Origin of the sequence: Paraburkholderia sp. CNPSo 3076 (assembly GCF_026343935.1) — a bacterium.
Classification (GTDB): domain Bacteria; phylum Pseudomonadota; class Gammaproteobacteria; order Burkholderiales; family Burkholderiaceae; genus Paraburkholderia; species Paraburkholderia nodosa.
Window position 1 is genome coordinate 108,420 of sequence record NZ_JAPMAL010000009.1, and the last position, 22,539, is coordinate 130,958.

The window sequence follows — 22,539 nt, forward strand, 5'->3', positions numbered from 1 at the left end:
AGGGCCCGCCGCACAACGTATGTCACGTACGTCACGCGAGGCGCACCCAAAGACACGCACGATACCGGCACGCGCAGCGCGCCGCAATGCGCTCGCCTCAATCCGCGCGCAGCGAGCGCACTGACTGACGCGAGCGAAGCGACGCTGCGAACGGGCTTAGCGCTGCTCCAACGCCTCGGGCGCGAGCGCACGAGTGAGTTCGTCGGCGGTGTATTCGATCATCGCCAGCGCGGCCGCTTCGGCCTCTTTCGGCGCACGCCGCTCGATCGCTTCGACGATGCGCCCATGGGCCGCCACGACGTTGTTCCAGCCACCGTCACGCGTGCTGAGAATCGGATTCACAAGCGAGAGCGCGCCGCGAATGATCGCCGCCATCTGCTGATAAAACTGATTCCCGCTCGCCGCGAGGATACGCGTGTGCAGAAGCGCATCGGCGGTCTGGAAATTCGGATCGTCGGTGCTCGTCTGGCGCAGCGCTTCGAACGCCTCGCGAATACCGGTAATCTCCGCCGCGCTCGCGCGGGTGGCCGCGAGCGCGCACGCCGCCGGTTCGATCAGGCCGCGAAATTCGATCACGTCGCGCAAAAACGTCTTGTCCGGTTTCGAACGGAAACGCCAGTTCACGACGTCCTCGTCGATCATGCGCCAGTCGCGCATGGGCCGGATGCGCGTGCCTATTTTCGGCCGCACGTCGAGCATGTGACGCGCGAGCAGCATGGAGAGCGCCTCGCGCATCACCGTGCGGCTCACGTCGAACTCCTTTGAGAGGATGTCCTGCGGTGGCAGCACGGCGCCATACCGCTCCTCGACGATGCCTGAAATCAGCCCGTCCATCACCTTGCTGACGAGCGAGCGTTCCTTGTTCCCCAGTTCCATGACCCTACCCCCCCGATGTGGGCGTTATCGCCCATGTTTGCCGGATACTGCGCGGGCCCTCGTGCGTCGTCGAACTTAGGTATTACGTTGCATGCGCTTCGCATAATTCGCCAGCCAGGATATCTCCTGACATGATGCTTGCGGGATGCATCTTGTTCGTATTTACGCGTGTTACGTCGGCCCTTGCGCTGCTGTTTTTTGTAAGGCGATCGTATGGATCGTCCACTTACTTCAATCGACACGCTTTCAATCGGCTTCAAATCAATCGGCAGTCCCTGGCTGTGCATATGCAGGGACGCCGGCGTGCATGTTTCTTCTGCGCACGCTTTTCGCGCGCGGCCCAACGTTGTGCTTTTCGACGTTGCGCTTATTCAACGTTGTATCCGGCCGTACTCATCGTCGAAGCGCACGATGTCGTCTTCGCCCAGATAACCGCCCGACTGCACCTCGATGATCTCGAGCGGCGTCTTGCCTGGATTCTCCAGCCGGTGCTTGACGCCCAGCGGGATGTAGGTCGATTCGTTTTCCGAAAGCAGGAAAACTTCCTCGCCGCGCGTGACGCACGCCGTGCCACGCACCACGGTCCAGTGTTCCGCGCGGTGATAATGCATCTGCAGCGACAGCCGCCCGCCCGGCTTCACGACGATACGCTTGACCTGGAAGCGTTCTCCCTGATCGAGCGAGTCGTAGCAGCCCCACGGCCGCTCCACGCGCCGGTGATGCTGCGCGACCGCGCTGCGCTCCCGCCTGAGTTTGCCCACGATCGCCTTCACGTCCTGCACGCGATCCCTCGCCGCGACGAGGACGGCGTCGGCCGTTTCGACCACCACCACGCCGTGCACGCCCACGCAAGCCACGAGCCGACCGTCCGAATGCGCGAAGGTGTCGGTCACGTCTTCGAACATCACGCGCCCGCGGGCCACGTTGCCGCTTGCGTCCTTGTTCGACACCTGCCACACCGCATCCCACGCGCCCACGTCGGACCAGCCGGCCACGAGCGGCACGACCACGCCCGCGAGCCGCGCGTTGGCGCCGAGCGACTCCATCACCGCGTAGTCGATCGAATCGGACGGGCACGCGGCGAGCGCCGCGGCATCGAGATGCACGGTGCCGTCGGCGTCGATTGCGGCCGCCTCGAACGCCGCCGCGCATTGCGCCGCGATGGCCGGCCGGCAATGCGCAATCGCGGCGAGCCAGACCGATGCGCGCACCACGAAAATGCCGCTATTCCAGAGGTAATCGCCGCAGGCCACGTAATTCGCCGCGAGTTCGGGGGCGGGCTTTTCCACGAAACGCTCGATCACGCGCGCGCCGCTGGCACCGAGCGCCGCCCCCGCGCCGATGTACCCGTAGCCGGTCTCCGCGCGCTGCGGCGGCACGCCCAGCGTGACGATCGCGCCACGCGCCGCGTACCCCACCGCTTCTTCGAGTGCGGCGGCAAACGCCGCGCGATCCGCGATCAGGTGGTCCGCCGGCATGGCGATGAGCACGGGATCGCTGTCGCATACTGCACCCGCGCCATCGCGGGCGAGCGCCGCCTCCTGCCCGGCGCGCGCCGCCAGCGCTGCGACAGTGAGTGCCGGCGCGGTGTTGCGCGCAACCGGTTCGAGCACGACGCGAGCGGGCGTGCCGCTGCGGCCAAGCCGGTCGACGGTCATCAGCCGCAGTTCCTCGCTGCTCACGACGACAGGCGCGGCCTTGCGGATCGCCGCGCCCGGCTGGGCATACACCCCGTCGAGCCGCCGCACCGTGGCTTCGAGCAGCGACTCGCCGTCGAGCAGATCGATCAGCTGTTTCGGGCAATGCTCGCGCGAGAGCGGCCACAGCCGCGTGCCCGAGCCCCCGGCCAGCACCACAGGCTGAACGATGAGCGCGACTTCGGGTTCATTGGCTGCCGCGATCAAGCCGGCAGGCGTCACGAGCTGATTCATGCAGTGAGCTCCCCGTTGAAATATGTCGGGTCGCGTCGACGAACGCCGCGCCTGCCTGCCGGCGGGCTCGCGCGAAGCGTCACGCGCCTCCCGGACCTCTCAAGCCTCACAAAGCCCCGAGGCTTTTTACGGACCTCATTGGAGCAAACCTCGGCATGCCAATCTGTACGCATACCCACACTGACCGCGTGCGCACCGCCAAGCCGCTCACGCGCGATGTTTCAGCGTCGAACGTTTTTTCGCCGGCTACGTCTGCGTTGCAACAGAACTGAATCAAAACCGCTTGTTTTTCTGGTCGCCGCCCGAATCGCCCGGGATCCATGTTTCAACGAGGAGCCATTTCTGATTACCCCTGCTACCAGTGGAAATAATCCAATCAAATCATTGGCTTGCGACTTTCAAAAGGGTAATGCGCAGCGCAGCGGCCCGCAAAGTCGCCGTACAAAACTGAAACAAAAACGCGGCGTTTCGCCGCGCTGCCGCATCGCCGGTTCGCGCTCAGCCGCTTCAATGCGTGGTTTCGCACCGACTGGCACACACCCTGCTAAAGAGAGATCGCCACACGAACGCAGACGCGGACGAACGATGCCGCGCACGCAAGCGCAAGAGTGGGACCAGGCAAGAACAAGCAGGAATGAGCACGAACAAGCGGGACTATGGGGCCGGCACGACGAACACAAAAGCCGCACGGGAAACGGCAGACAACAACGAGTTCGGCGAACGGAATCAAAAAACAGGAGGCGGCACGCGCCGCCTCGCACGAGGACCAGTCATGTTAACCCTTCAATCCGATCTTCACGGCAACCATTTGCTGGGCGCCCTCCCGTCGCATGAATGGCAGGCTCTCGCCCCGCACCTCGAACTTGTTCATCTGCGCACCGAACAGTTGATCTGCGATTCCGGCCAGCGCATTCATCACGTGTACTTTCCGACTACCGCGATCGTCTCGCTGCTCTCGACGATGGAAGACGGCAGCTCGGTCGAAATCGCGGCGGTCGGCCGCGAAGGCATGACAGGCGTGCCCGTGCTCACGGGCGGCGAAACGATGCCGAACCGCGTGCAGGTGCAATGCGCGGGCTTCGCCTATCGCATGAGCGCGCAAGCTCTCAAGCAGCAATTCGCGCGCTCGGACTTCCTGCGCCGCCTCATGCTGCTCTATATGCACGCGCTGCTCACGCAGGTCGCACAGACCGCTGCGTGCAATCGTCACCACTCGCTCAGCAAGCAGCTGTGCCGCTGGCTTCTGATCGAAGTGGACCGCGTGGCTTCCAACGATCTCAGCGTCACGCAGCAGCTGATCGCCGACATGCTCGGCGTGCGCCGCGAAGGCATTACCGAAGCCGCTGGCAAGCTGCACGACGAAGGCCTGATCCATCACAGCCGCGGCCATATCCGCGTGCTCGATCGCGAGGGCCTCGAAGCCCGCGCCTGCGAGTGCTACGGGCTCGTGCGCCGCGAATTCGACCGGCTGCTGCCGCGCCTGCACCAGGCGGAAACGGTCGCGTGAGCGCGTAATCGCGCGCGCGTGTTTCGCGCCGCGAGTTCGCCGCTGCGTCGTCCCAGAACAAAGCGTGCCCGAGGCGGTACGCTTTTGCGCGCCCGCTCACTTTGCCTGCGCCATCGCGCGATCAGTCAGGCAAGGTCGAAGGAAACGGGAACATAGGATACCGAATCGATCGTATCTCGCCGGGTTAGCTGGAGAGAACAGGAGCGCCCCCTCTTCTCTTCAGCCTTGCGGGACTCAATGGGCCGAAGACACAAGAGCCTGTGCAAGCGGCAACGCGGGCAAGTGCTCGCGTTCGCGCACGAACGGGTCGGTCGGCTCCTGAAGCTTCGGATCCGGGGTCGTCTCGGCATTGCGCAATTGCACGGGCGCGCCATCGTTGTTCGCGACCTTGCGCTTGTCGCCGCATGGATGATCGGTCAGCGCGGCAGCCTCGCGGAAGTCGTCTTCCTGACACATGATGTTGAACGCAATGTCCTTGCGGTCCATGCGCCAGGCCACGGCCGCATTCAGGCGCTTGTTGCAGTCCATATCCTTGATGGTGCCCGCGGCCGTCGCGCCCACGCCCACCACCGACACTGCGGCGGAAATGCTGCCCCAGCAGGTCTCGGTCACCGAAGCCGTCAAGGCCGGCGCGTAGACCGTGGGCGTCGTGCGCACATCGTAGCCGCCGTGATACGTGACGTCCGACGTACCGCCGCTCGGCAATACGACGGTATTGGAGACAGTGCTCGTCTGGCTCGACGTGGACGTGGTCCCCGATGTCATCGTCGGCGTGGTTTGCGCCCACGCGGCGCCTGCAAACAGCAACACCCCGGCAACGGCAATTTTTTGTTTCAGCTTGCTCATTCTTCTCTCCGTGAACGGAAAGGGGGCAACGCCCCCTTTCCGACGCGCTAGTGAACGGCTGACCCGTTCGGATTACCAGTGCATGCCGCCCGTGAGCGAACCCGAACCGCCCGCTGCGACGATGCCGACGCCGCCGTCCGCATTGGCGGTGCTGGTGCCGTTCGCGGTTGCGTTCGACGTGAAGCCCGAGCCACCGTAGCTGCCGCTCGAACCGTCGAACGACGTGTTGATCACCGACGAGTTGAAGTTCTGCGAACCCGACTGCGTGGCGCTCGTGAAGCCGAGCGTCGACGAATTCTGGTTCGTGGTCGTCGTGCCGGTCTGGCCGACGTAGCCGTTAGCCGTCTGGCCGTAGGTCTGCGAGTTGCCGTTTTGCGTCGTGTAGCTCGAACCGAACGTGAGGCTGGCGTTCGAGAACGACTGGTTGCCTTGCGACACGGTGGCGTCGATATGGCCCGGCACCGTCAGCGCCGACGTGAAGCTGCCGTTGACCGACGAGGTCGAGTTCGACGTGAGTGCCGTAGCGCCAAAGCCGACGCCCGCTGCGCCCACCGCCGACGTGGTGGAGGAAGACGGCGCGCCCATGCCGCCGGCGCCGCCTGCGAATGCGGCAGCCGAACCGAAAGAGAGCATGGCGGCGAGCGAAATGGCCTGAATCTTCTTCATGATTGTGGTCTTCCTGATAAAACAGGGGAACGTTGGATGAATGCGCGCGCACTCCCCCTGATAGCGCGGGCGCATTTAACACGACTTCGATTGCAATGCCGATAAAATCACTGCATTTAAAACGCGCGAATATCCCGCGGACCAACCCGATATCGGGAAGACCGTTTAACGGAGTGACCAGATTAAAACTCGCGCGCAGAGCACCATTAAGCTTTACGCATTCGCGTAAATCAGGCGGTCATGCAGAATTGAAAATCCGGAGAACAGAAAGGAATGCCCCGTAAAACCCTGTACGTTTGGCGGACCACGTTGAATAGTAGTCCGATACAAATCGTCCGACACCCGCTGTTGTCATTATTTCCCCGTGTACCGCACGGCGTACGCCACGAACTCTCACGCACTGCCTGACAGAAACCCTCGAGCCGCTGCGCATTTTTGCGCGCCGCCCTTCCCCTACCCGGTCGTTTCGACGTCTCTTTTAGCGAACCGTTTGCATAACGTCGCCGGACGGTGAATTTATATCTCAGACAGTCAGACTATTGCTACGCCATTCGCATTTTTGTGTGCGGTTCTCAACGTAGCGAATTGCGAAGACCTTGAATTCGGGGATTTCCTTTCAAAAATAATCGAAAGGCGAATTGAAGTTTCGGATAGATGCGCAGACAACCAGAAATCGAATCGCGTTCTTTTAATGATTAATCGCGACGTTCGGTTCGGCAGGCCACGCAGGCCTGCCGGAATAAAGAGCGGCAGCGCACAGGCAAAATCAGGCAGAAGCCTGTTGCACGTGCCGCTCGCGCGAGGCCGCTCAGGTCTTGCGGTATTCGATGCGTTCGACGCCGGTTTCGCCGCCGAGCAGGCAGAAGTCCGCGCCGCGGGCGGCGAACAGACCCACCGTCACCACGCCCGGCCATGCATTGACATGCGCCTCGAGCGTGTGCGGGTCGCTGATGCGCAGACCCTTGACGTCGAGGATCTCGTTGCCGTTGTCGGTGATAAAGGGCGAGCCGTCCTTTTGCACGCGCAGCACCGGCACGCCGCCGAGCGCCGTCACGCGGCGGCCAATGGCCGTGCGCGCCATCGGCACGACTTCGATGGGCAGCGGGAACTGGCCAAGCACGTCGACGCGCTTGCTCGCATCGGCGATGCAGACAAACACGTCCGACACCGAAGCGACGATCTTCTCGCGCGTGAGCGCGCCGCCGCCGCCCTTGATCATGGCGCCGGCGCCGTCGATTTCATCGGCGCCGTCCACGTACACGGGCAGCGATTCGATCTCGTTGAGATCGAAGATCTTGAAGCCGTGCGCTTCGAGGCGCGCGGTGGTCGCGACCGAGCTCGACACGGCGCCGCGGTAGCGGCCCTTGCTCGCCGCCAGCGCGTCGATGAAGCAGTTCGCGGTGGAGCCCGTGCCGACGCCGATCACGGCGCCTTCCGGCACGTTCGCGTTGACATAGTCGGCGGCGGCCTGGCCGACCAGTTGCTTGAGTTCGTCTTGAGTCATGGGAGTACAGCCCGAGGAGGAGAAAAACGCGGAATCCGCATAGTTTACCGGAGATGCGGGCACGGGCTGCCCGCATCTCGCAGGATCGCGCGACAGGTTATCCGGCGGGCGATCGCTGGGAGATCAGCGCGCAGCCGAGCGCTGGCGCACCGCTTCGAACAGGCACACGCCCGAAGCCACGGAAACATTGAGACTCTCGACCGTGCCTGCCATCGGAATCTGCATGACTTCGTCGCAGGTTTCGCGCGTGAGGCGGCGCATGCCCTCGCCTTCGGCGCCCAGCACGAGCGCCACGGGGCCGTCAAGCTTCGTCTGGTAGAGGCTCGCGCTCGCGTCGCCGGCGGTGCCCACCACCCACACGCCCGCGTCCTTGAGTTCGCGCAGCGCACGCGCGAGATTCGTCACGGTGATGTAGGGAACAGTGTCCGCCGCGCCGCTCGCCACCTTTGCGGCCGTCGCGTTCAGACCCACGGCGCGGTCGCGCGGGGCGATCACGGCGTGCGCGCCGGCGGCGTCGGCCACGCGCAGGCACGCGCCGAGATTGTGCGGATCGGTCACGCCGTCGAGCACGAGCAGGAGCGGCGAGCCCTGGATGCCGTCGAGCAGTTCCGCGAGATTCTGCGCGAGCGCCAGATCGTGCACGCGGGCCACCACGCCCTGGTGGCGCTCCGTGTGCGCGAGACCCCAGAGGCGCGTTTCGTCGGCTGCGATCACGCGCGCGCCGGCTTCCTTCGCGGTGTGCAGGAAGTCCTGCATGCGGCGGTCGCGACGCGTCGGATCGTAGTAGACATCCTCGACCGTGGACGCGTCGTGCCGCAAGCGTGCGATCACCGCATGAAACCCGTAAAGAACCTTGAGACGTGACATGACTGAGACAACCCCTGATGAACGTTTTGCGGCGCAGACACAGCGCCGCCAACAACGATGGTCGCCGGCCGCGTTGTGCGGTCCGGCGTATGCAAGCCGCGCCCATGTGGCAAAACCCGACGCGGCACGCAAGTGAAAAAACCGGGCACGCGCACAGTGGCGCGGCCCGGATAGGAAACGGCTGCGGAGCGCGTTTGGCGCTCCGCATGCATGGCGCTCAGCGTTTCTTGCGCGGCGCCTGCTTCTTGGGCGTCGGCTTCACGGCGGAGCGCTTCTTCGCGGTCTTGGCGGCGCCGCGCGCCGCGCGCGCCTCCTTCACCGCGACGCTCGGCGCCGGCGCGGCCTTCTTCTGGCGCGCCATGTCGCCGCCCGGCAGCGCGCGCACACGCGGGCCACCGTCCATGCCACTCTTGTCGACCGGCATCGGCCGGTTGCCGCCCGGCTTTACGGGCGTATCGCGCACGAGGCGGAAGTCGATCTTGCGCGCGTCGAGATCCACGCGGCTCACCTGCACGCGTACGCGGTCCGACAGGCGATAGCGAATGCCAGTGCGCTCGCCACGCAGTTCGTTCTTGATCTCGTCGTACTGGAAGTAATCCGAGCCCAGTTCCGTCACGTGCACGAGACCTTCGATGAAGAGCGCGTCAAGCTGCACGAAAATGCCGAACGACGTCACGCCGCTCACCATCCCGCCGTACTCTTCGCCGAGCTTGTCGCGCATGAAGTAGCACTTGAGCCAGGCCTCGACGTCGCGCGAGGCTTCGTCGGCGCGACGCTCGTTCGCCGAGCAGTGCAGGCCCAGTTCTTCCCAGATCGCCGTGTTGGCGCCCCGGGCGCGCTTGCCGCGCTTTTCCTCGTCCTCGGCCTGCATGGCGCGAGCGCGCGGCGAGAGCGCGGTATTGAGCTCGACGCCCTCGGGCGCCTGCGGCTGGTACTTCTTGCCCTGCAGAATCGCGTAGATCGCGCGGTGCGTAAGCAGGTCGGGATAGCGGCGAATCGGGCTCGTGAAGTGCGCGTAAGCCTCGTAGGCAAGCCCGAAGTGGCCGATATTGTCCGGGCTGTACACGGCCTGCTGCATCGAGCGCAGCAGCATGGTCTGCAGCATCTGCGCGTCGGGCCGGTCGCGGATGTGCGCCATCAGCGCAGCGTAGTCGCTCGCGTGCGGCGTGTCGCCGCCGCCGAGCGAAAGGCCCATGCCGCGCAGGAAGGTGCGCAGGTTTTCGAGCTTTTCAGCGGTCGGCCCCGCGTGCACGCGGTACAGGCCCGGGTGCTTGTGGCGCTTCATGAAGTCCGCCGCGCACACGTTGGCCGCGAGCATGCACTCTTCGATCAGCTTGTGCGCGTCGTTGCGCTGGCGCGGCACGATCTGCTCGATCTTGCCTTGCGCATTGCAGACGATATACGTCTCGGTCGTGTCGAAATCGATCGCGCCGCGCTTCTGGCGCGCGGCGAAGAGCGACTTGTACACGCCATAGAGATTCTGCAGTTGCGGCAACAGTGCCGCGCGGCGCGTCGCCTCGGGGCCCTTGGTGTTAGTGAGGACCGCGGCGACTTCGGTATAGGTGAGCCGCGCCGCCGAGTGCATGACGCCCGGATAGAACTGGTACCCCTTGATCTCGCCGCGCGCAGTGATCACCATATCGCAAACGAGCACACAGCGGTCGACATGCGGATTGAGCGAACAGAGCCCGTTCGAGAGCTTCTCGGGCAACATCGGAATCACGCGGCGGGGGAAGTACACCGAGGTGCTGCGCTCGATCGCGTCCACATCGAGACCGCTGCCCGGCAGCACGTAATGCGAGACGTCGGCGATGGCGACGATCAGACGGAAGCCCTCGCCGCGGCCGACCTGCATCGGCTCGCAATACACGGCGTCGTCGAAGTCACGCGCATCTTCGCCGTCGATGGTGACGAGCGGCACGTCGCGCAAGTCCACGCGATAACGAATGTCGGTGGGACGCACGGCGTCGGGCAGCTTCGCGGCTTCATCGAGCGCGGGCTTGCTGAACTCGTGCGGCACGCCGTACTTGCGCACGGCGATCTCGATCTCCATGCCCGGATCGTCGATGTCGCCGAGCACTTCCATCACGCGGCCGAGCGGCTGCGAATGGCGGCTGGGGAAATCGGTGAGTTCGACGACCACGACCTGGCCGACCTTGGCCTTCTTGGGATTCTGCGTGACGAGGATATCGTGGCCGATGCGCTTGTCTTCCGGCGCGACGATCAGCGCGCCGTTCTCGTTGAGCAGGCGCCCGATGACACTGCGGTTCGCACGGTCGGTGACTTCGACGATATGCCCTTCCGGCCGCCCGCGCCGGTCGTAGCCGACGATGCGCGCGAGCACGCGGTCGTTGTGCATGACCTTCTGCATTTCGCCTTGCGGCAGGAACAGATCGTCCTGCCCGTCGTCGCGCACGAGGAAGCCGTAGCCGTCGCGATGCCCCTGCACGCGTCCCGCGACGAAATTCGAAGGATGGGCAAGCTGGTAGTGGCCGCGCGGGTCGAGCCGGATCTGCCCGTCGCGCTCCATGGCGGCGAGCCGCCGGAAGAACCCTTCACGCTCCTGGCGCTTGATAGCGAGCGCCTCGGCGATATCGTTCGCGGTGCACGGCGAGTCGCTGGTCCGCAGCACGCCGAGAATCTCTTCGCGGCTGGGAATCGGATACGGATATTTGCTCAAGGGCTTGTCGATGGTTGTTCTCGTTGCGTGGACGTCGGATTTCGCGCGGCCTGATGTGCGATACATGCGGGCGGCGCCCGGTCTTCGAGTGCTGCAATCTGCCGGCCCGTAACGTGGATTGCCTGACCGCTTGCACTGCGTGCGCCACGCTGCACGCAGCACCTGAATCACGGACTTTTGCCGGCGGAACTTCTGCGAGGCATTCTAACACCCGCATCGCACCCTACGAGCCGTGGGAGCGGCCTCGCAGCGTGACGAGACGGCCGCTCGACGCGGTCTGCAACGCTTCGGCAGCCGCGCTTTATCGCCCCCCACAAAACGCTTGACAGTCATTCTGTGCCCGCTATAATCTCGGTCTTTGCTGCACAACACGTTGAACAGCAAACGACACCTTGCCCAGGTGGCGGAATTGGTAGACGCACCAGGTTCAGGTCCTGGCGGTGGCAACACTGTGGAGGTTCGAGTCCTCTCTTGGGCACCAGATTCAAAAGGCCGGCTTCATGCCGGCCTTTTTCATTTCCGGCAGTGGCAACGAGCACAACTGCCCTGCTATCGCGCAAAACGCAGCAACCGCGTTCCCGAGATGAAGATTTTTTGAAAGGAACTATTGACAGGCGCGCGAAATCGCGTCAAAATCTCGTTCTAGCTTGAAGACGTGCCCAGGTGGCGGAATTGGTAGACGCACCAGGTTCAGGTCCTGGCGGTGGCAACACTGTGGAGGTTCGAGTCCTCTCTTGGGCACCACGTCTCATCAAGCAGAACTAGCAGCACACAGGATTCATCGAAAAAGCCCGCAAATCTGCGGGCTTTTTCGTTTTGCGGCCGGTATCCGCTTGTCTCTCCCCGCCTCCACTCTCCTTCCACACACGCCGATGCTGGAATCGCAAGGCTATCGCAGCGAACGATGCGGCCACGCACTCGTTATGTTTCATGGTATACATTGCCACACGGCACGGCACGGCGCGTGCGTGCAAACCCATGACAAGTCGATTGAGGAAGGCCGAATGGAATTCGTTGTCGTCGCAGCGATCGCCGCCGTCAGCTTTGGCGCCGCCGCGACCTGGCTGCTCGCAACCCGGCTGCCCGAGCGCCGGCTCGAGAAAAGCGCCGGCGAGGGCCGTTATGCTCATCTCGGGCTGGAAAACGAGCGCGCCGCCGAAGCGGACCCGCGTCGCGAGCAGGCCCGCATCGATACGCGACGCGTACGGCGCTCACGCGTGCGCGCAAGAATACAGGGCGCCGCGCGGGTGATGCGGGCATTGCGCCCCCCATCCGCTCGCCGCGATCACGACCGCACTGCCCGCCCGTAGCGCTTGGGGGCGCCCATCAAAAACGCGCTCACTCATGCGACCGCAGCGGCGAAGGACCGAACGCCGAATCGGCAATCTTCGCCTCCTCGCCCGACCGAAAGATCCAGCGCCGGCGCATGGGCTGCAAGATCACCTTTGCGCTCACGCCAGCCATCATCGCCACGCAGGCGACCATGTCGAACACCATGTTCCAGCCACCATGAAGCGCCAGCAGCGTAGCGACAGGCACGAGCATCGCCGCGGTCCCCTTCGCGGTATAGAGCGTGCCCGCGTTGCCGGCCGCGTATTTCGCGCCGAACGTATCGGCGCAGGTTGCCGGAAAGTTCGAAAAGATATCGCCGTAGAACAAAAACACGAGCCCCGAGAACAGCATGAAGAGATACGGGTCGTGGCCGAACGCGCGCAAGCCCAGCAGCGCGAGTCCCTCGCCGAGAAACGTGATGAACATCGTATTCTCGCGGCCGATGCGATCTGAAATGAGCCCGCACAACGGCCGCGTGAAGCCGTTGCAGAGATTGTTGATCGAGAGCGTCATGGTGAGCAGCGGCAGCGTTGCCGCTACGAGCGTGACCGGCATCGAGGCGAAGCCGTAGCTCTTCGCGATCGGGCCGATCTGCGCCGTCGCGATGATGCCGCCCGCCGCCACGCAGACGAACATCGCGTACATCACCCAGAAGACGGGCGCGCGAACCATTTGCTTCGTCGTATAGTCGGTCTTCGTCGCCACGATGCGCTTCATGCCCGCCACGTGTGCGGGAGGCTTCGGCCGCACCATCACCAGCGCGAGCGCCATGATGCAGGCACCCTGCAGGAGTCCGAAGAACACGAACGCGCGCTCATAGCCCGATTGCTGGATCATGTTCGAGATCGGGATGACCGTGAGCGCCGCGCCCGCGCCGAAGCCGGCCGCCGTCATGCCGGCGGCGAGACCGCGCCGGTCGGGAAACCATTTGAGCGCGGTGCCGACGCACGTGCCGTACACGCACCCCGCGCCGATGCCCGAAATCACTGCCGCGACGTAGAGCACCGGCAGCGCGGGCGCCCACGCGTCGAGCACCCAGCCGAGCGCCACGCAGCACGCTCCGCCCATGACCACGGGGCGCGGGCCGAAGCGGTCGACCAGCCAGCCCTCCACGGGCACGAGCCAGGTTTCCGTCACGATAAAAATGGTGAAGGCGAGCTGGATCGCGGCCTGCCCCCAGTGATGCCGTGCGTCCATCGGCACGACGAAGAGCGTCCACGCGTACTGCAGGTTCGCCACGAGCCCCATGCAGAGAATGCCGGCGACGAGCTGCACCCAGCGGTTGTGCCGCCGGGCCGTGTAGCCGCCATCGATACGATCGGTATATGCCACGTTGTCTGTCTCCATCCGTTGTGATTGCGCGCGGGCTTGTTTCGCATCGCCTCGACGCCGGTGCGTGCGCCATTTACCGCGTTACCGCCAGCGCGGCAGACGTGCGTCCGCCGCGCCTTGCTTCGAACGTCAAGCCGCTTCGAGTTGCCGCAGCAGCGCGTCGACGCTTCCCTTCGCGTCGCCAAACAGCATTCGTGTGTTGTCCTTATAGAAGAGCGGATTGTCCACGCCCGCATAGCCAGTCGCCATGCTGCGCTTGGAGACGACCACGGTGCGCGCCTTCCACACCTCCAGCACCGGCATGCCGGCGATCGGGCTGCCCGCATCCTCCTGTGCGCCCGGATTGACGATATCGTTCGCGCCGATCACGAGCACGACGTCGGTGCTCGTGAAGTCTTCGTTGATTTCGTCCATTTCGAGCACGATGTCGTAGGGCACCTTCGCTTCCGCGAGCAGCACGTTCATGTGGCCAGGCAAGCGCCCCGCAACGGGGTGAATGCCGAACCGCACGCGAATGCCCAACGCGCGCAGCCGCCGCGTGATCTCGCTGATGGTGCCTTGTGCCTGCGCGACGGCCATGCCATAGCCCGGCACGATCACGACCTCCTGCGCGTCGCGCAACAGCGAGCCCACTTCGTCCACGCTGGTCGCCACAACTTCCCCTTGCGGTGCCTCGCTTGCCGTGGAACTCACCGTACCGAAGCCGCCCAGGATCACCGAAACGAAGCTGCGATTCATCGCGCGGCACATGATGTAGCTGAGAATCGCGCCACTCGATCCAACCAGCGCCCCCGTCGTGACGAGCAGATCGTTGTCGAGCATGAAGCCCGTTGCCGCCGCTGCCCAGCCCGAGTAGCTATTGAGCATCGAGACCACCACGGGCATGTCCGCGCCGCCGATCGCCATCACGAGGTGCACGCCGAGCGCCGCCGCCAGCACGCACATCACGATGAGCGCGTAGAGTGCGTCGCCGCCATCAGGAGCACTGACGAAGCGATAGCCGAGCGCGATGCACGCGCCCAGCACGACCGCGTTGAGCAGATGTCGCGCGGGCAGCACGAGCGGCTTGCCGCTCACCGTGCCCTGCAGCTTCAGGAACGCGACAATCGAACCGCTGAACGTGACCGTGCCGATGAAGGCACCGACATAGATCTCGGTGTCGTGAATCGCTCGCTCGACGCCGCTTATCGGGGTCTGCGGCGAAAGAAAGTTGGCAAAGGCGATGAGCGTGGCCGCCAGACCGACGAAGCTGTGCAGCACTGCGACGAGTTGCGGCATCTGCGTCATCTCCACGCGCCGCGCGAGCATCGCGCCGAGCCCGCCCCCCACCAGCGCGGCGATGAGCGCGATTTGCAGGCCCGCACCGCCGGTGACGAGCAGCGTGGCGAGCACGGCGATCAGCATGCCGGTCACGCCATACAGGTTGCCGCGCCGCGCACTTGCGGGATGACTCAGCCCGCGCAGGCTGAGGATGAAGAGCGTCGCCGCACCGAGCCACGCCATGTTGCCGATTCCGTTGAGCATGACGTCTCCTCAGGTCCGTTGGAACATCTTCAGCATGCGCTGGGTGACGAGAAAGCCGCCCGCGATGTTGATGGTCGCGACGACGAGCGCAATGCCCGCCAGCACGGTCACGATCGTGCTGGCGTTGCCCGGATGCAGCAACGCGCCGATCACGATGATCCCGCTGATCGCATTCGTCACGCTCATGAGCGGCGTATGCAACGAGGGCGTGACGTTCCAGACCACCTGATAGCCGACGAACACCGCCAGCACGAACACCGTAAAGTGCGCGACGAATGCGGGCGGCGCGACGGCGCCGAGCGCAAGCAGCAGCAACGCGGCAATGACGAGCGCCGCCAGCGACCAGACGCCGTTGCGGCGCGCGGACTGCGCGGTGGCTTCTTTCGCGTCGCCATTAGCGACGGCAACGGGCTTCGCCTGCGCAGCCGTTTGCGGCGCTGCCGAGACCTGCACCGGCGGCGGCGGCCAGCACACCCGGCCGAGCTGCATCACCGTGGTGCCGCGCTGCACGACGTCGTCCATGTCGAGCTTCAACTCGCCGTCTTTCGCAGGTGTGAGATCGGTCAGCAGATGGCGGATGTTGGTCGCGTACAGCTGGCTCGACTGGTTCGCCATGCGGCTTGGCAGATCCGTGTAACCGATCACGGTCACGCCGTTCGCATTCACGACCTCACGCGGGCGAGTGAGTTCGCAGTTGCCGCCCTGCTCGGCCGCCATGTCGACGATCACGCTGCCCGCGCGCATGCACGCCGCCGTCTTCGCGTCGATGAGGCGCGGCGCCGGTTTGCCGGGAATCAGCGCCGTCGTGATGATGATGTCGACCTCGCGCGCCTGGGCCTCGAAAAGCGCCATCTCCGCTTCGATGAACTTCGCGCTCATCTGTTTGGCGTACCCGCCCGCGCCGCCGCCCTCCTCCTCGATATCGATGCTCAGGAACTCCGCGCCCATGCTTTCGACCTGCTGGCCGACTTCAGGGCGCGTATCGAACGCGCGCACGATGGCGCCAAGACCGCGCGCGGCGCCGATCGCCGCGAGTCCGGCCACGCCCGCGCCGATCACGAGCACCTTGGCGGGCGGCATCTTGCCGGCCGCCGTGATCTGCCCCGTGAAAACGCGGCCGAAATGCTGGGCCGCCTCGACGACCGCGCGATAGCCGGCCATGTTCGCCATCGAACTCAGCGCGTCGAGCTTCTGCGCGCGCGAGATGCGCGGCACGCAGTCCATCGCGAGCACCGTTACCTCGCGCGCGGCGAGTTGTTCGAGCAGTGCAGTGTTTTGCGCAGGCCAGATGAACCCGATCAGCGTCGCGCCGGGTTTCAGGCGCTGCACTTCCTGGCTCGAAGGCGGACGCACCTTGACGACGATATCTGCGCCGCTCAGGAGCGCTTGCGCGTCGTCCACGACGCGCGCGCCTGCCGCGCGGTAGGCGTCGTCCGGGTAGGAAGCACTCGCGCCCGCCGTCGTTTCCACTTCGACGGCGTAACCGAGTTTAATTAGTTGCGCCACACTTTCCGGCGTCGCGGCGACGCGTCGTTCGCCTTCGTATGTCTCTCGGGGGACCGCGATCGTCAACGCCATGATGCGCCTCCGAGCTTCACATCAGAGCGCGCTGCGGCGGGAACAAACGGAATCGGCGGCGCGCCAGTGCATCTGGCGCGCCGAAAGCGTAGCCACGACTTCATGAAACGTCTCCTGTGTCGGCCGGAGTTGGCGCTTGAGCGCCTTACTCCGGCCCCATGTTGGAATGCTTTATATGCCGCGGCTCGATGAGGGCTTTGCCCTATGACACGCCCAGGCTCGGCGAATTGCCGCTCTTGAGAAAAGCGAGCGCCGCCTCGCGCGCACCGGCAATGGCGGCAGCCTCGCTTTCGAATACGGTTTCGTCGACCACCCATTGACGGGGCAATACGGCCGCCGCCATTGCGTCGGCTGCGGGCTCGACCGCGTGGATCGCGGCGAACGCGGCCCAGCCGCCGTTGTGAATCATTTGCCGGGCCGAGAGTTCGACCTCGAAATGTCCGAGTCTTTCGGTGTGCATCGAAGAGCTCCCGAGGTTTCAGGATTGCTGGGCCTGTGCTTCGAGTTCGGTGATGCGTTTCTTGAGCGTGCGCTCCTCCTGGAAGCGCACCGTCTCGTCGCGGATCACGGCGACGATGCCGTCGAGTTCGCCCTGCGGCGAGTGCAGAAGCGCCACGCTGAAGGCAATGGAAAGCGCCTTGCCCGCCTTGTCCACGGCCGGCACGCGCAGCACGTCGTTGCCATAGCGCGTCTGGCCGGTCGCCATCGTCTTGTGATAGCCCTCCCAGTGACGGCCGCGCAGCCGCTCGGGAATGATCAGGTCGAGCGTCTTGCCGAGCGCTTCTTCCGGCGTATAGCCGAACATGCGCGTGGCCGCCGGATTCCAGAACGTGATGTCGCCGGCTGCGTCCGAGATGACGATGGCGTCCCCGATGGCGTTTGCGAGCTGCTCGAAATCGATGGCGGATTGCATGGCGATGACTATGTGGGGTGAGTGATCGTTTATCGTCGTCGCGCGGCACGCATTGCACATGCCGCGCGGCGTCCTGCCTGCCAGTCTGGTATTGCGGTGCTGCGCGGGCGCACCGTTGGCCGCGCCGGCTTCCTGCGTGCTGCGTTCAGCTGATGGAACTCGAGGCGGAACTCAAACCGCGCGCACCTCGTGCAGCGCCGCGATCTGCTGCGCCGTGTAGCCGAGGTCGGCCAGCACCTGGTCGGTGTGCTCGCCGAGCAGCGGCGAGCCCGTGATCTCCGGCTTCAGGTCCGAGAACTTGATCGGGCTGCCCACCGTGAGGTACGCGCCGCGCTCCTTGTGCGGCACTTCGACGATAGTACCGCTAGCGCGCAGCGACGGGTCATTAGCAATTTCCTTCATGCTGAGCACCGGTGCGCACGGAATGTCGAACTTGCGCAGGATGTCGACCGCTTCGAACTTGGTCTTGTCGGCGAGCCACGCTTCGATCGTCGCGAAGATGTCGAAGATATGCGGCTGACGCGCCTGCGCCGTAGCGTAGTTCGGGTCGTTGATCCATTCGGGTTTGCCCAGAGCGTGGCAGATCGGCTCCCACGCGTGGCCCTGCACCGTGAAGTAGATGTACGCGTTCGGGTCCGTCTCCCAGCCCTTGCACTTGAGCACCCAGCCCGGCTGGCCGCCGCCGCCCGCGTTGCCGCCGCGCGGCACGACGTCGCTGAACGTGCCGTGCGGATATTGCGGGTATTCCTCGAGGAAACCCTGGCGGTCCAGGCGCTGTTGGTCGCGCAGTTTCACGCGGCACAGGTTGACCACGCTGTCCTGCATCGACACGGCCACCTTCTGGCCCTTGCCGGTCTTGTCGCGGCCGATCAGCGCCGTGAGAATGCCGATGGCGAGGTGCATGCCCGTATTGCTGTCGCCGAGCGCAGCCGCGCTCACCGTGGGCGGACCGTCCCAGAAGCCCGTGGTCGAGGCCGCACCGCCCGCGCACTGTGCGACGTTCTCATAGACCTTGAGGTCGTCGTAGTGGTGGCCTTCGCTGAACCCCTTCACCGAAGCGACGATCATCTTCGGGTTGAGTTCCTTGATGCGCTCCCACGTGAAGCCCATGCGATCCAGCGCGCCGGGGCCGAAGTTTTCGACCATCACGTCCGATTCGCGAATCAGCTTTTCCAGCACTTCCTTGCCTTCGGGCTTCTTCGTGTCGAGCGTGAGCGAGCGCTTGTTGCTGTTGAGCATGGTGAAGTACAGCGCATCGACTTCGGGAATGTCGCGCAACTGCGAGCGCGTCACGTCGCCGGCGCCCGGGCGCTCCACCTTGATCACGTCCGCACCGAACCACGCGAGCATCTGCGTGCAGGCGGGACCGGCCTGTACGTGCGTGAAGTCGATGATCTTGATACCGTCGAGGGGTTTGCTCATTTCTCGTATCTCCTGATCTACCTGATCTATGGGGTCTTATTTCTTCATGGCCGCGCTTTGCGGATTCAGATTCGTGAGGCGGCCGCTTTCGGTCCCGGCCGATTCGTCGATGACTGCGTTGATCAACGTGGGCTTGCCCGACGCGATCGCTTCGAGCAGTGCGCTCGTGAGTTCTTCGGGCGTGGTCGCCTGATGGCCGATGCCGCCGAAGGCCTCGATCATCTTGTCGTAGCGAGCGTTCTTCACGAACACCGTCGGCGCGACGTCGCAGCCGCCGCTCGGGTTGACGTCCGTGCCGCGATACACGCCATTGTTGTTGAACACGATGGTGCAGACCGGCAGGTTGTAGCGGCAGATGGTCTCCAGCTCCATGCCCGAGAAGCCGAACGCGCTGTCACCCTCGATCGCCACGACCTGGGTGCCGCTCGTCACGGCCGCGCCGACCGCGAAGCCCATGCCGATGCCCATGATCCCCCACGTGCCCGAGTCGAAGCGCTTGCGCGGCTGGTACATGTCGATGATGCTGCGCGCGTAGTCGAGCGTGTTCGCGCCTTCGTTGACCACGTTGATGTCGGGACGCGTCTTGAGCACGTCGCGGATGGCGCGCAGCGCGCTGTGGAAATTCATCGGCGACGGGTTCTTCGCGAGCGTCGCGGCCATCTTTTCCAGGTTCTTGTTCTTGCGTTCGGCCACGGCATCGAGCCACTCTGCCGGCGGCTTCGGGAAGTCATTGCCGAGGCCGGCAACGAGCGCTTCCACGCATGAACCGATGTCGCCGATCACCGGCGCTTCGATGGCGACGTTGCTGTCGATTTCGGTCGGCGCAATGTCGATCTGCACGAACTGCTTCGGTCCGGCGCCCGCGCCCCACGTCTTGCCCTTGCCATGCGAGAGCAGCCAGTTCAGGCGCGCGCCGATCAGCACCACAGCGTCCGACTCGGCCAGCACGAACGAGCGCGCAGCCGATGCCGACTGCTCGTGCGTGTCGGGCAAGAGACCCTTGGCCATCGACATCGGCAGATACGGAATGCCGCTCTTCTCGACCAGTTCGCGGATCTGCGCGTCGGCCTGGGCGTAGGCGGCGCCCTTGCCGAGCAGGATCAGTGGACGCTTCGCATTCCTGAGCACGTCGATAGCGCGCTGCACCGCATCCGGTGCGGGAATCTGGCGCGGCGCCGCGTCGACGACCTTGATGAGCGACTGCTGGCCCTTCACAGCGTCGATGGTCTGGGCAAGCAGCTTGGCCGGCAGGTCGAGATACACGCCACCGGGACGGCCCGAAACGGCCGCGCGAATCGCGCGCGCCACGCCGACGCCGATGTCCTCGGCGTGCAGCACGCGATACGCCGCCTTGGCATAAGGCTTCGCCGCGTTGAGCTGGTCCATCTCTTCATAGTCGCCCTGCTGCAGGTCGACGATCTCGCGTTCGCTCGAACCGCTGATGAGGATCATCGGGAAGCAGTTCGTGGTCGCGTTGGCCAGTGCCGTGAGGCCGTTCAGGAAACCCGGCGCGGAGACCGTCAGGCAGATGCCCGGCTTCTTCGTCATGTAGCCCGCCACGGCCGCGGCGTTGCCGGCGTTCTGCTCATGCCGGAAGCCGATGAAGCGCATGCCCTCGGCCTGAGCGAGACGGGCGAGATCGGTGATCGGAATACCGACGAGACCGAAGATCGTGTCGATATCGTTGAGTTTCAGCGCGTCAATGACGAGATGAAAACCATCGGTCGTTTGCTGCGCTTCGGGCACAGGGTTCTGCTGTACCTCGTTGATGCCTGCTTCTGCCATGACGTCTCCTCTTTGGCGGGGCGTTGTGTGACTCGTGATATACAATATTCCACACACAATATTAGTCAAGACGTTTTTTTACCCATGCCGCGTTTGCCGCACTGCGTCGCGCCGCGCTGCACCGTTGCCCTCTCGTGCGATCGCTCGCACAGCGACAAGCTCTGATGCGGCACACCATGGGCAAGCACTTTCAATCGGCCCAAACATCCTGACGACCTTGTTACGGACTCCATATCTTTCTTTCAGTATCGCGACGCTCATTCAGACGATCTGCGTATCGATGCCGCTGACTCATGCGTCGAGCCGATATGAACCGGCGGCTCGACGCGGCGCGCCCTACGTTTCAGTCCAGAAAATCGCAGTTGGCTTCCACGAACAGCGCGAGTTCGATCGAGTGCTGCCGCACGAGCTGCTCGACGCGCTCGGTGTCGCGGGCCTCGAGCGCCTCGATAATGCGCATGTGCTCGACGATCGAGCGCGACGCGCGATCGCTTTGCGCGATCGTCATGCGCCGGATCGCGCGCACATGCATGAAGATGTTCTTGATGGTGTCGACGATGATGGGCGACTTCGAAAGCTCCACCAGCGACTGGTGAAACATGATGTTCGCTTCCGAGTACTCCTCTATATGGTCCGAGGGCGTCGAATCGCCGAAGGTCGCGAACATGCGCCGCAGACTCGCGATGTCGCCGTCCGAAGCGCGCTGCGTGGCGAGACGCGCGGCAATGCTTTCTAGCGCAGCCCACATATAGATCATCTCCACGATCTCCTTGCGCGTCTTGCGCAGGATGTAAACACCGCGTCGCGGCACCGTGCGCAGGAAGCCCTCCTGTTCCAGCAGCGTCATCGCCTCGCGAACCGGCGTTCGGCTCACGCCGAGCTTCTCGGTCAATTCCTTCTCGTCTAGCCGGATCTCGTCTCGCGAGCGGTAGATGTCGGTTTCGGCAATGGCCTGCTTGAGCTTCGCGTAAGCCTGATCGCGCAGCGAAGCGGTTGCGTTGATCGGCTCCAGCGTCAGGGTGACCGGGGGCATCCCGGTGACGAGTTCTCTTTCGGCGGACATCGGTCGTTTGTCTCCAACGTTCTGTTTAGCCGGCGCTAGCGGGGAATTTCATATTTCCAATACAATATATCAGAGAGACGCTCATGGCTAAGGGGGTTTACGCGGACCGGGCGCGTATCGCGCTCGATTCGCGGGCTTACCCGCAATCCATACAGTTTCACTTATATTTTTCGAAAAAAACTTTAACTATCGTTTATTCATTGGCGCTTCTACTCTTGCTTCACGCCACTCGACTTGAGGAGACAGCCATGAGCCACCTGGACACCCGCTACGATCGTCAACTGGACGCGCAGCTGTGCGCATTCAATACGGCATTTGCCGAACTGGGCCTGCGTTTTCGCTGGGACGCGCGCACGCTCTACTCGCTCGCATCGATCGCCGGTGAACATGCGCGCGTCGCCGCCTATATCGAGACGAATCACCCGCATCTGCTGAAGGCGTACAGCATGGAATTTCTGTGCGAGGCGATCCTGGCTCGCAAGAACGCGCAGGCGCCGGGCGAATGGCCGCTGACCGCGCCCGCTCAACGCGGTTCACAGGAATGGAGCAAGGCAGCCGCCATGGAGCAGGATTGGCGCGAAGGCGGTTTGCCCGCGCTTGCCGGCGCCTGATGCGTAAGCACGAACGTGCCAGGCCAATAAGAACAAAACCCGTCTGGATTGGCGCGCACTTGCGCGCTATCCAGACGGGCTCGATACTGAAGGATAACGAAG

Annotated in this window: 18 protein-coding genes and 2 tRNA genes; 5 read left to right on the forward strand and 15 right to left on the reverse strand. The window is 64.2% G+C overall.

What is annotated here, in order from left to right; genetic code table 11:
- Positions 1 to 156: 156 nt before the first annotated feature.
- Complete coding sequence (locus tag M3A49_RS12560; RefSeq protein ID WP_266228953.1) at positions 157 to 876, reverse strand: FadR/GntR family transcriptional regulator; 720 nt, start codon at positions 874 to 876, stop codon at positions 157 to 159.
- 371 nt (positions 877 to 1,247) lie between these two features.
- Entirely contained in the window at positions 1,248 to 2,807 is a 1,560-nt protein-coding gene (locus M3A49_RS12565) for a mannose-1-phosphate guanylyltransferase/mannose-6-phosphate isomerase (RefSeq protein ID WP_266228954.1), read from the reverse strand.
- Between the two features lie 772 nt (positions 2,808 to 3,579).
- On the opposite strand from M3A49_RS12565, the gene M3A49_RS12570 reads away from it, so the two are divergent.
- Positions 3,580 to 4,314 carry a Crp/Fnr family transcriptional regulator gene (locus M3A49_RS12570; protein ID WP_028204855.1) on the forward strand — a complete coding sequence of 245 codons (735 nt, stop codon included), beginning with the start codon at positions 3,580 to 3,582 and terminating at the stop codon, positions 4,312 to 4,314.
- Between the two features lie 234 nt (positions 4,315 to 4,548).
- On the opposite strand, the gene M3A49_RS12575 is transcribed toward M3A49_RS12570, so the two are convergent.
- From M3A49_RS12575 to rnr, 5 genes are all read right to left on the reverse strand, one after another.
- Positions 4,549 to 5,160 carry a hypothetical protein gene (locus M3A49_RS12575; RefSeq protein WP_266228955.1) on the reverse strand — a complete coding sequence of 204 codons (612 nt, stop codon included), beginning with the start codon at positions 5,158 to 5,160 and terminating at the stop codon, positions 4,549 to 4,551.
- Between the two features lie 72 nt (positions 5,161 to 5,232).
- On the reverse strand, positions 5,233 to 5,826 hold the full coding sequence (locus M3A49_RS12580) for a hypothetical protein (protein ID WP_266228956.1): 594 nt from the start codon (positions 5,824 to 5,826) through the stop codon (positions 5,233 to 5,235).
- A gap of 808 nt (positions 5,827 to 6,634) precedes the next feature.
- Entirely contained in the window at positions 6,635 to 7,330 is a 696-nt protein-coding gene (rpiA, locus tag M3A49_RS12585; protein ID WP_266228957.1) for a ribose-5-phosphate isomerase RpiA, read from the reverse strand.
- Positions 7,331 to 7,453: 123 nt separating this feature from the next.
- Complete coding sequence (rlmB, locus tag M3A49_RS12590) at positions 7,454 to 8,197, reverse strand: 23S rRNA (guanosine(2251)-2'-O)-methyltransferase RlmB (RefSeq protein WP_028204851.1); 744 nt, start codon at positions 8,195 to 8,197, stop codon at positions 7,454 to 7,456.
- 217 nt (positions 8,198 to 8,414) lie between these two features.
- Positions 8,415 to 10,877: a ribonuclease R gene (rnr, locus tag M3A49_RS12595; protein WP_266228958.1), complete on the reverse strand. Its 2,463-nt coding sequence runs from the start codon at positions 10,875 to 10,877 to the stop codon at positions 8,415 to 8,417.
- Positions 10,878 to 11,271: 394 nt separating this feature from the next.
- Between rnr and M3A49_RS12600 the strand changes: the two genes are divergently transcribed.
- The 3 genes from M3A49_RS12600 (at position 11,272) to M3A49_RS12610 (ending at position 12,187) form a co-directional block, all read left to right on the forward strand.
- Positions 11,272 to 11,358 (forward strand) — tRNA-Leu (locus M3A49_RS12600).
- A 176-nt stretch (positions 11,359 to 11,534) separates the two neighbouring features.
- A tRNA-Leu gene (locus M3A49_RS12605) sits at positions 11,535 to 11,621 on the forward strand.
- A gap of 260 nt (positions 11,622 to 11,881) precedes the next feature.
- Complete coding sequence (locus tag M3A49_RS12610) at positions 11,882 to 12,187, forward strand: hypothetical protein (RefSeq protein WP_266228959.1); 306 nt, start codon at positions 11,882 to 11,884, stop codon at positions 12,185 to 12,187.
- Between the two features lie 28 nt (positions 12,188 to 12,215).
- Here the strand turns inward: M3A49_RS12610 and oxlT are convergent, their stop codons facing one another.
- From oxlT to M3A49_RS12650, 8 genes are all read right to left on the reverse strand, one after another.
- Entirely contained in the window at positions 12,216 to 13,556 is a 1,341-nt protein-coding gene (gene oxlT / locus M3A49_RS12615; RefSeq protein ID WP_416338949.1) for an oxalate/formate MFS antiporter, read from the reverse strand.
- 114 nt (positions 13,557 to 13,670) lie between these two features.
- Positions 13,671 to 15,065 (reverse strand): NAD(P)(+) transhydrogenase (Re/Si-specific) subunit beta, encoded by a 1,395-nt coding sequence (locus M3A49_RS12620; protein WP_266228961.1) that lies wholly within the window; start codon positions 15,063 to 15,065, stop codon positions 13,671 to 13,673.
- Positions 15,066 to 15,074: 9 nt separating this feature from the next.
- Complete coding sequence (locus tag M3A49_RS12625) at positions 15,075 to 16,643, reverse strand: Re/Si-specific NAD(P)(+) transhydrogenase subunit alpha (RefSeq protein WP_266228962.1); 1,569 nt, start codon at positions 16,641 to 16,643, stop codon at positions 15,075 to 15,077.
- 202 nt (positions 16,644 to 16,845) lie between these two features.
- Positions 16,846 to 17,103: a hypothetical protein gene (locus tag M3A49_RS12630; RefSeq protein ID WP_266228963.1), complete on the reverse strand. Its 258-nt coding sequence runs from the start codon at positions 17,101 to 17,103 to the stop codon at positions 16,846 to 16,848.
- An 18-nt stretch (positions 17,104 to 17,121) separates the two neighbouring features.
- Complete coding sequence (locus M3A49_RS12635; RefSeq protein ID WP_266228964.1) at positions 17,122 to 17,556, reverse strand: PAS domain-containing protein; 435 nt, start codon at positions 17,554 to 17,556, stop codon at positions 17,122 to 17,124.
- Between the two features lie 171 nt (positions 17,557 to 17,727).
- Positions 17,728 to 18,978, reverse strand: coding sequence for a formyl-CoA transferase (gene frc / locus M3A49_RS12640; RefSeq protein ID WP_266228965.1), 1,251 nt, complete (start codon positions 18,976 to 18,978; stop codon positions 17,728 to 17,730).
- 36 nt (positions 18,979 to 19,014) lie between these two features.
- Positions 19,015 to 20,763 carry an oxalyl-CoA decarboxylase gene (gene oxc, locus M3A49_RS12645; RefSeq protein WP_254355125.1) on the reverse strand — a complete coding sequence of 583 codons (1,749 nt, stop codon included), beginning with the start codon at positions 20,761 to 20,763 and terminating at the stop codon, positions 19,015 to 19,017.
- A 343-nt stretch (positions 20,764 to 21,106) separates the two neighbouring features.
- Positions 21,107 to 21,826 (reverse strand): GntR family transcriptional regulator, encoded by a 720-nt coding sequence (locus M3A49_RS12650; protein WP_266228966.1) that lies wholly within the window; start codon positions 21,824 to 21,826, stop codon positions 21,107 to 21,109.
- A gap of 248 nt (positions 21,827 to 22,074) precedes the next feature.
- Between M3A49_RS12650 and M3A49_RS12655 the strand changes: the two genes are divergently transcribed.
- On the forward strand, positions 22,075 to 22,437 hold the full coding sequence (locus M3A49_RS12655; protein ID WP_266228967.1) for a hypothetical protein: 363 nt from the start codon (positions 22,075 to 22,077) through the stop codon (positions 22,435 to 22,437).
- Positions 22,438 to 22,539 lie beyond the last annotated feature (102 nt).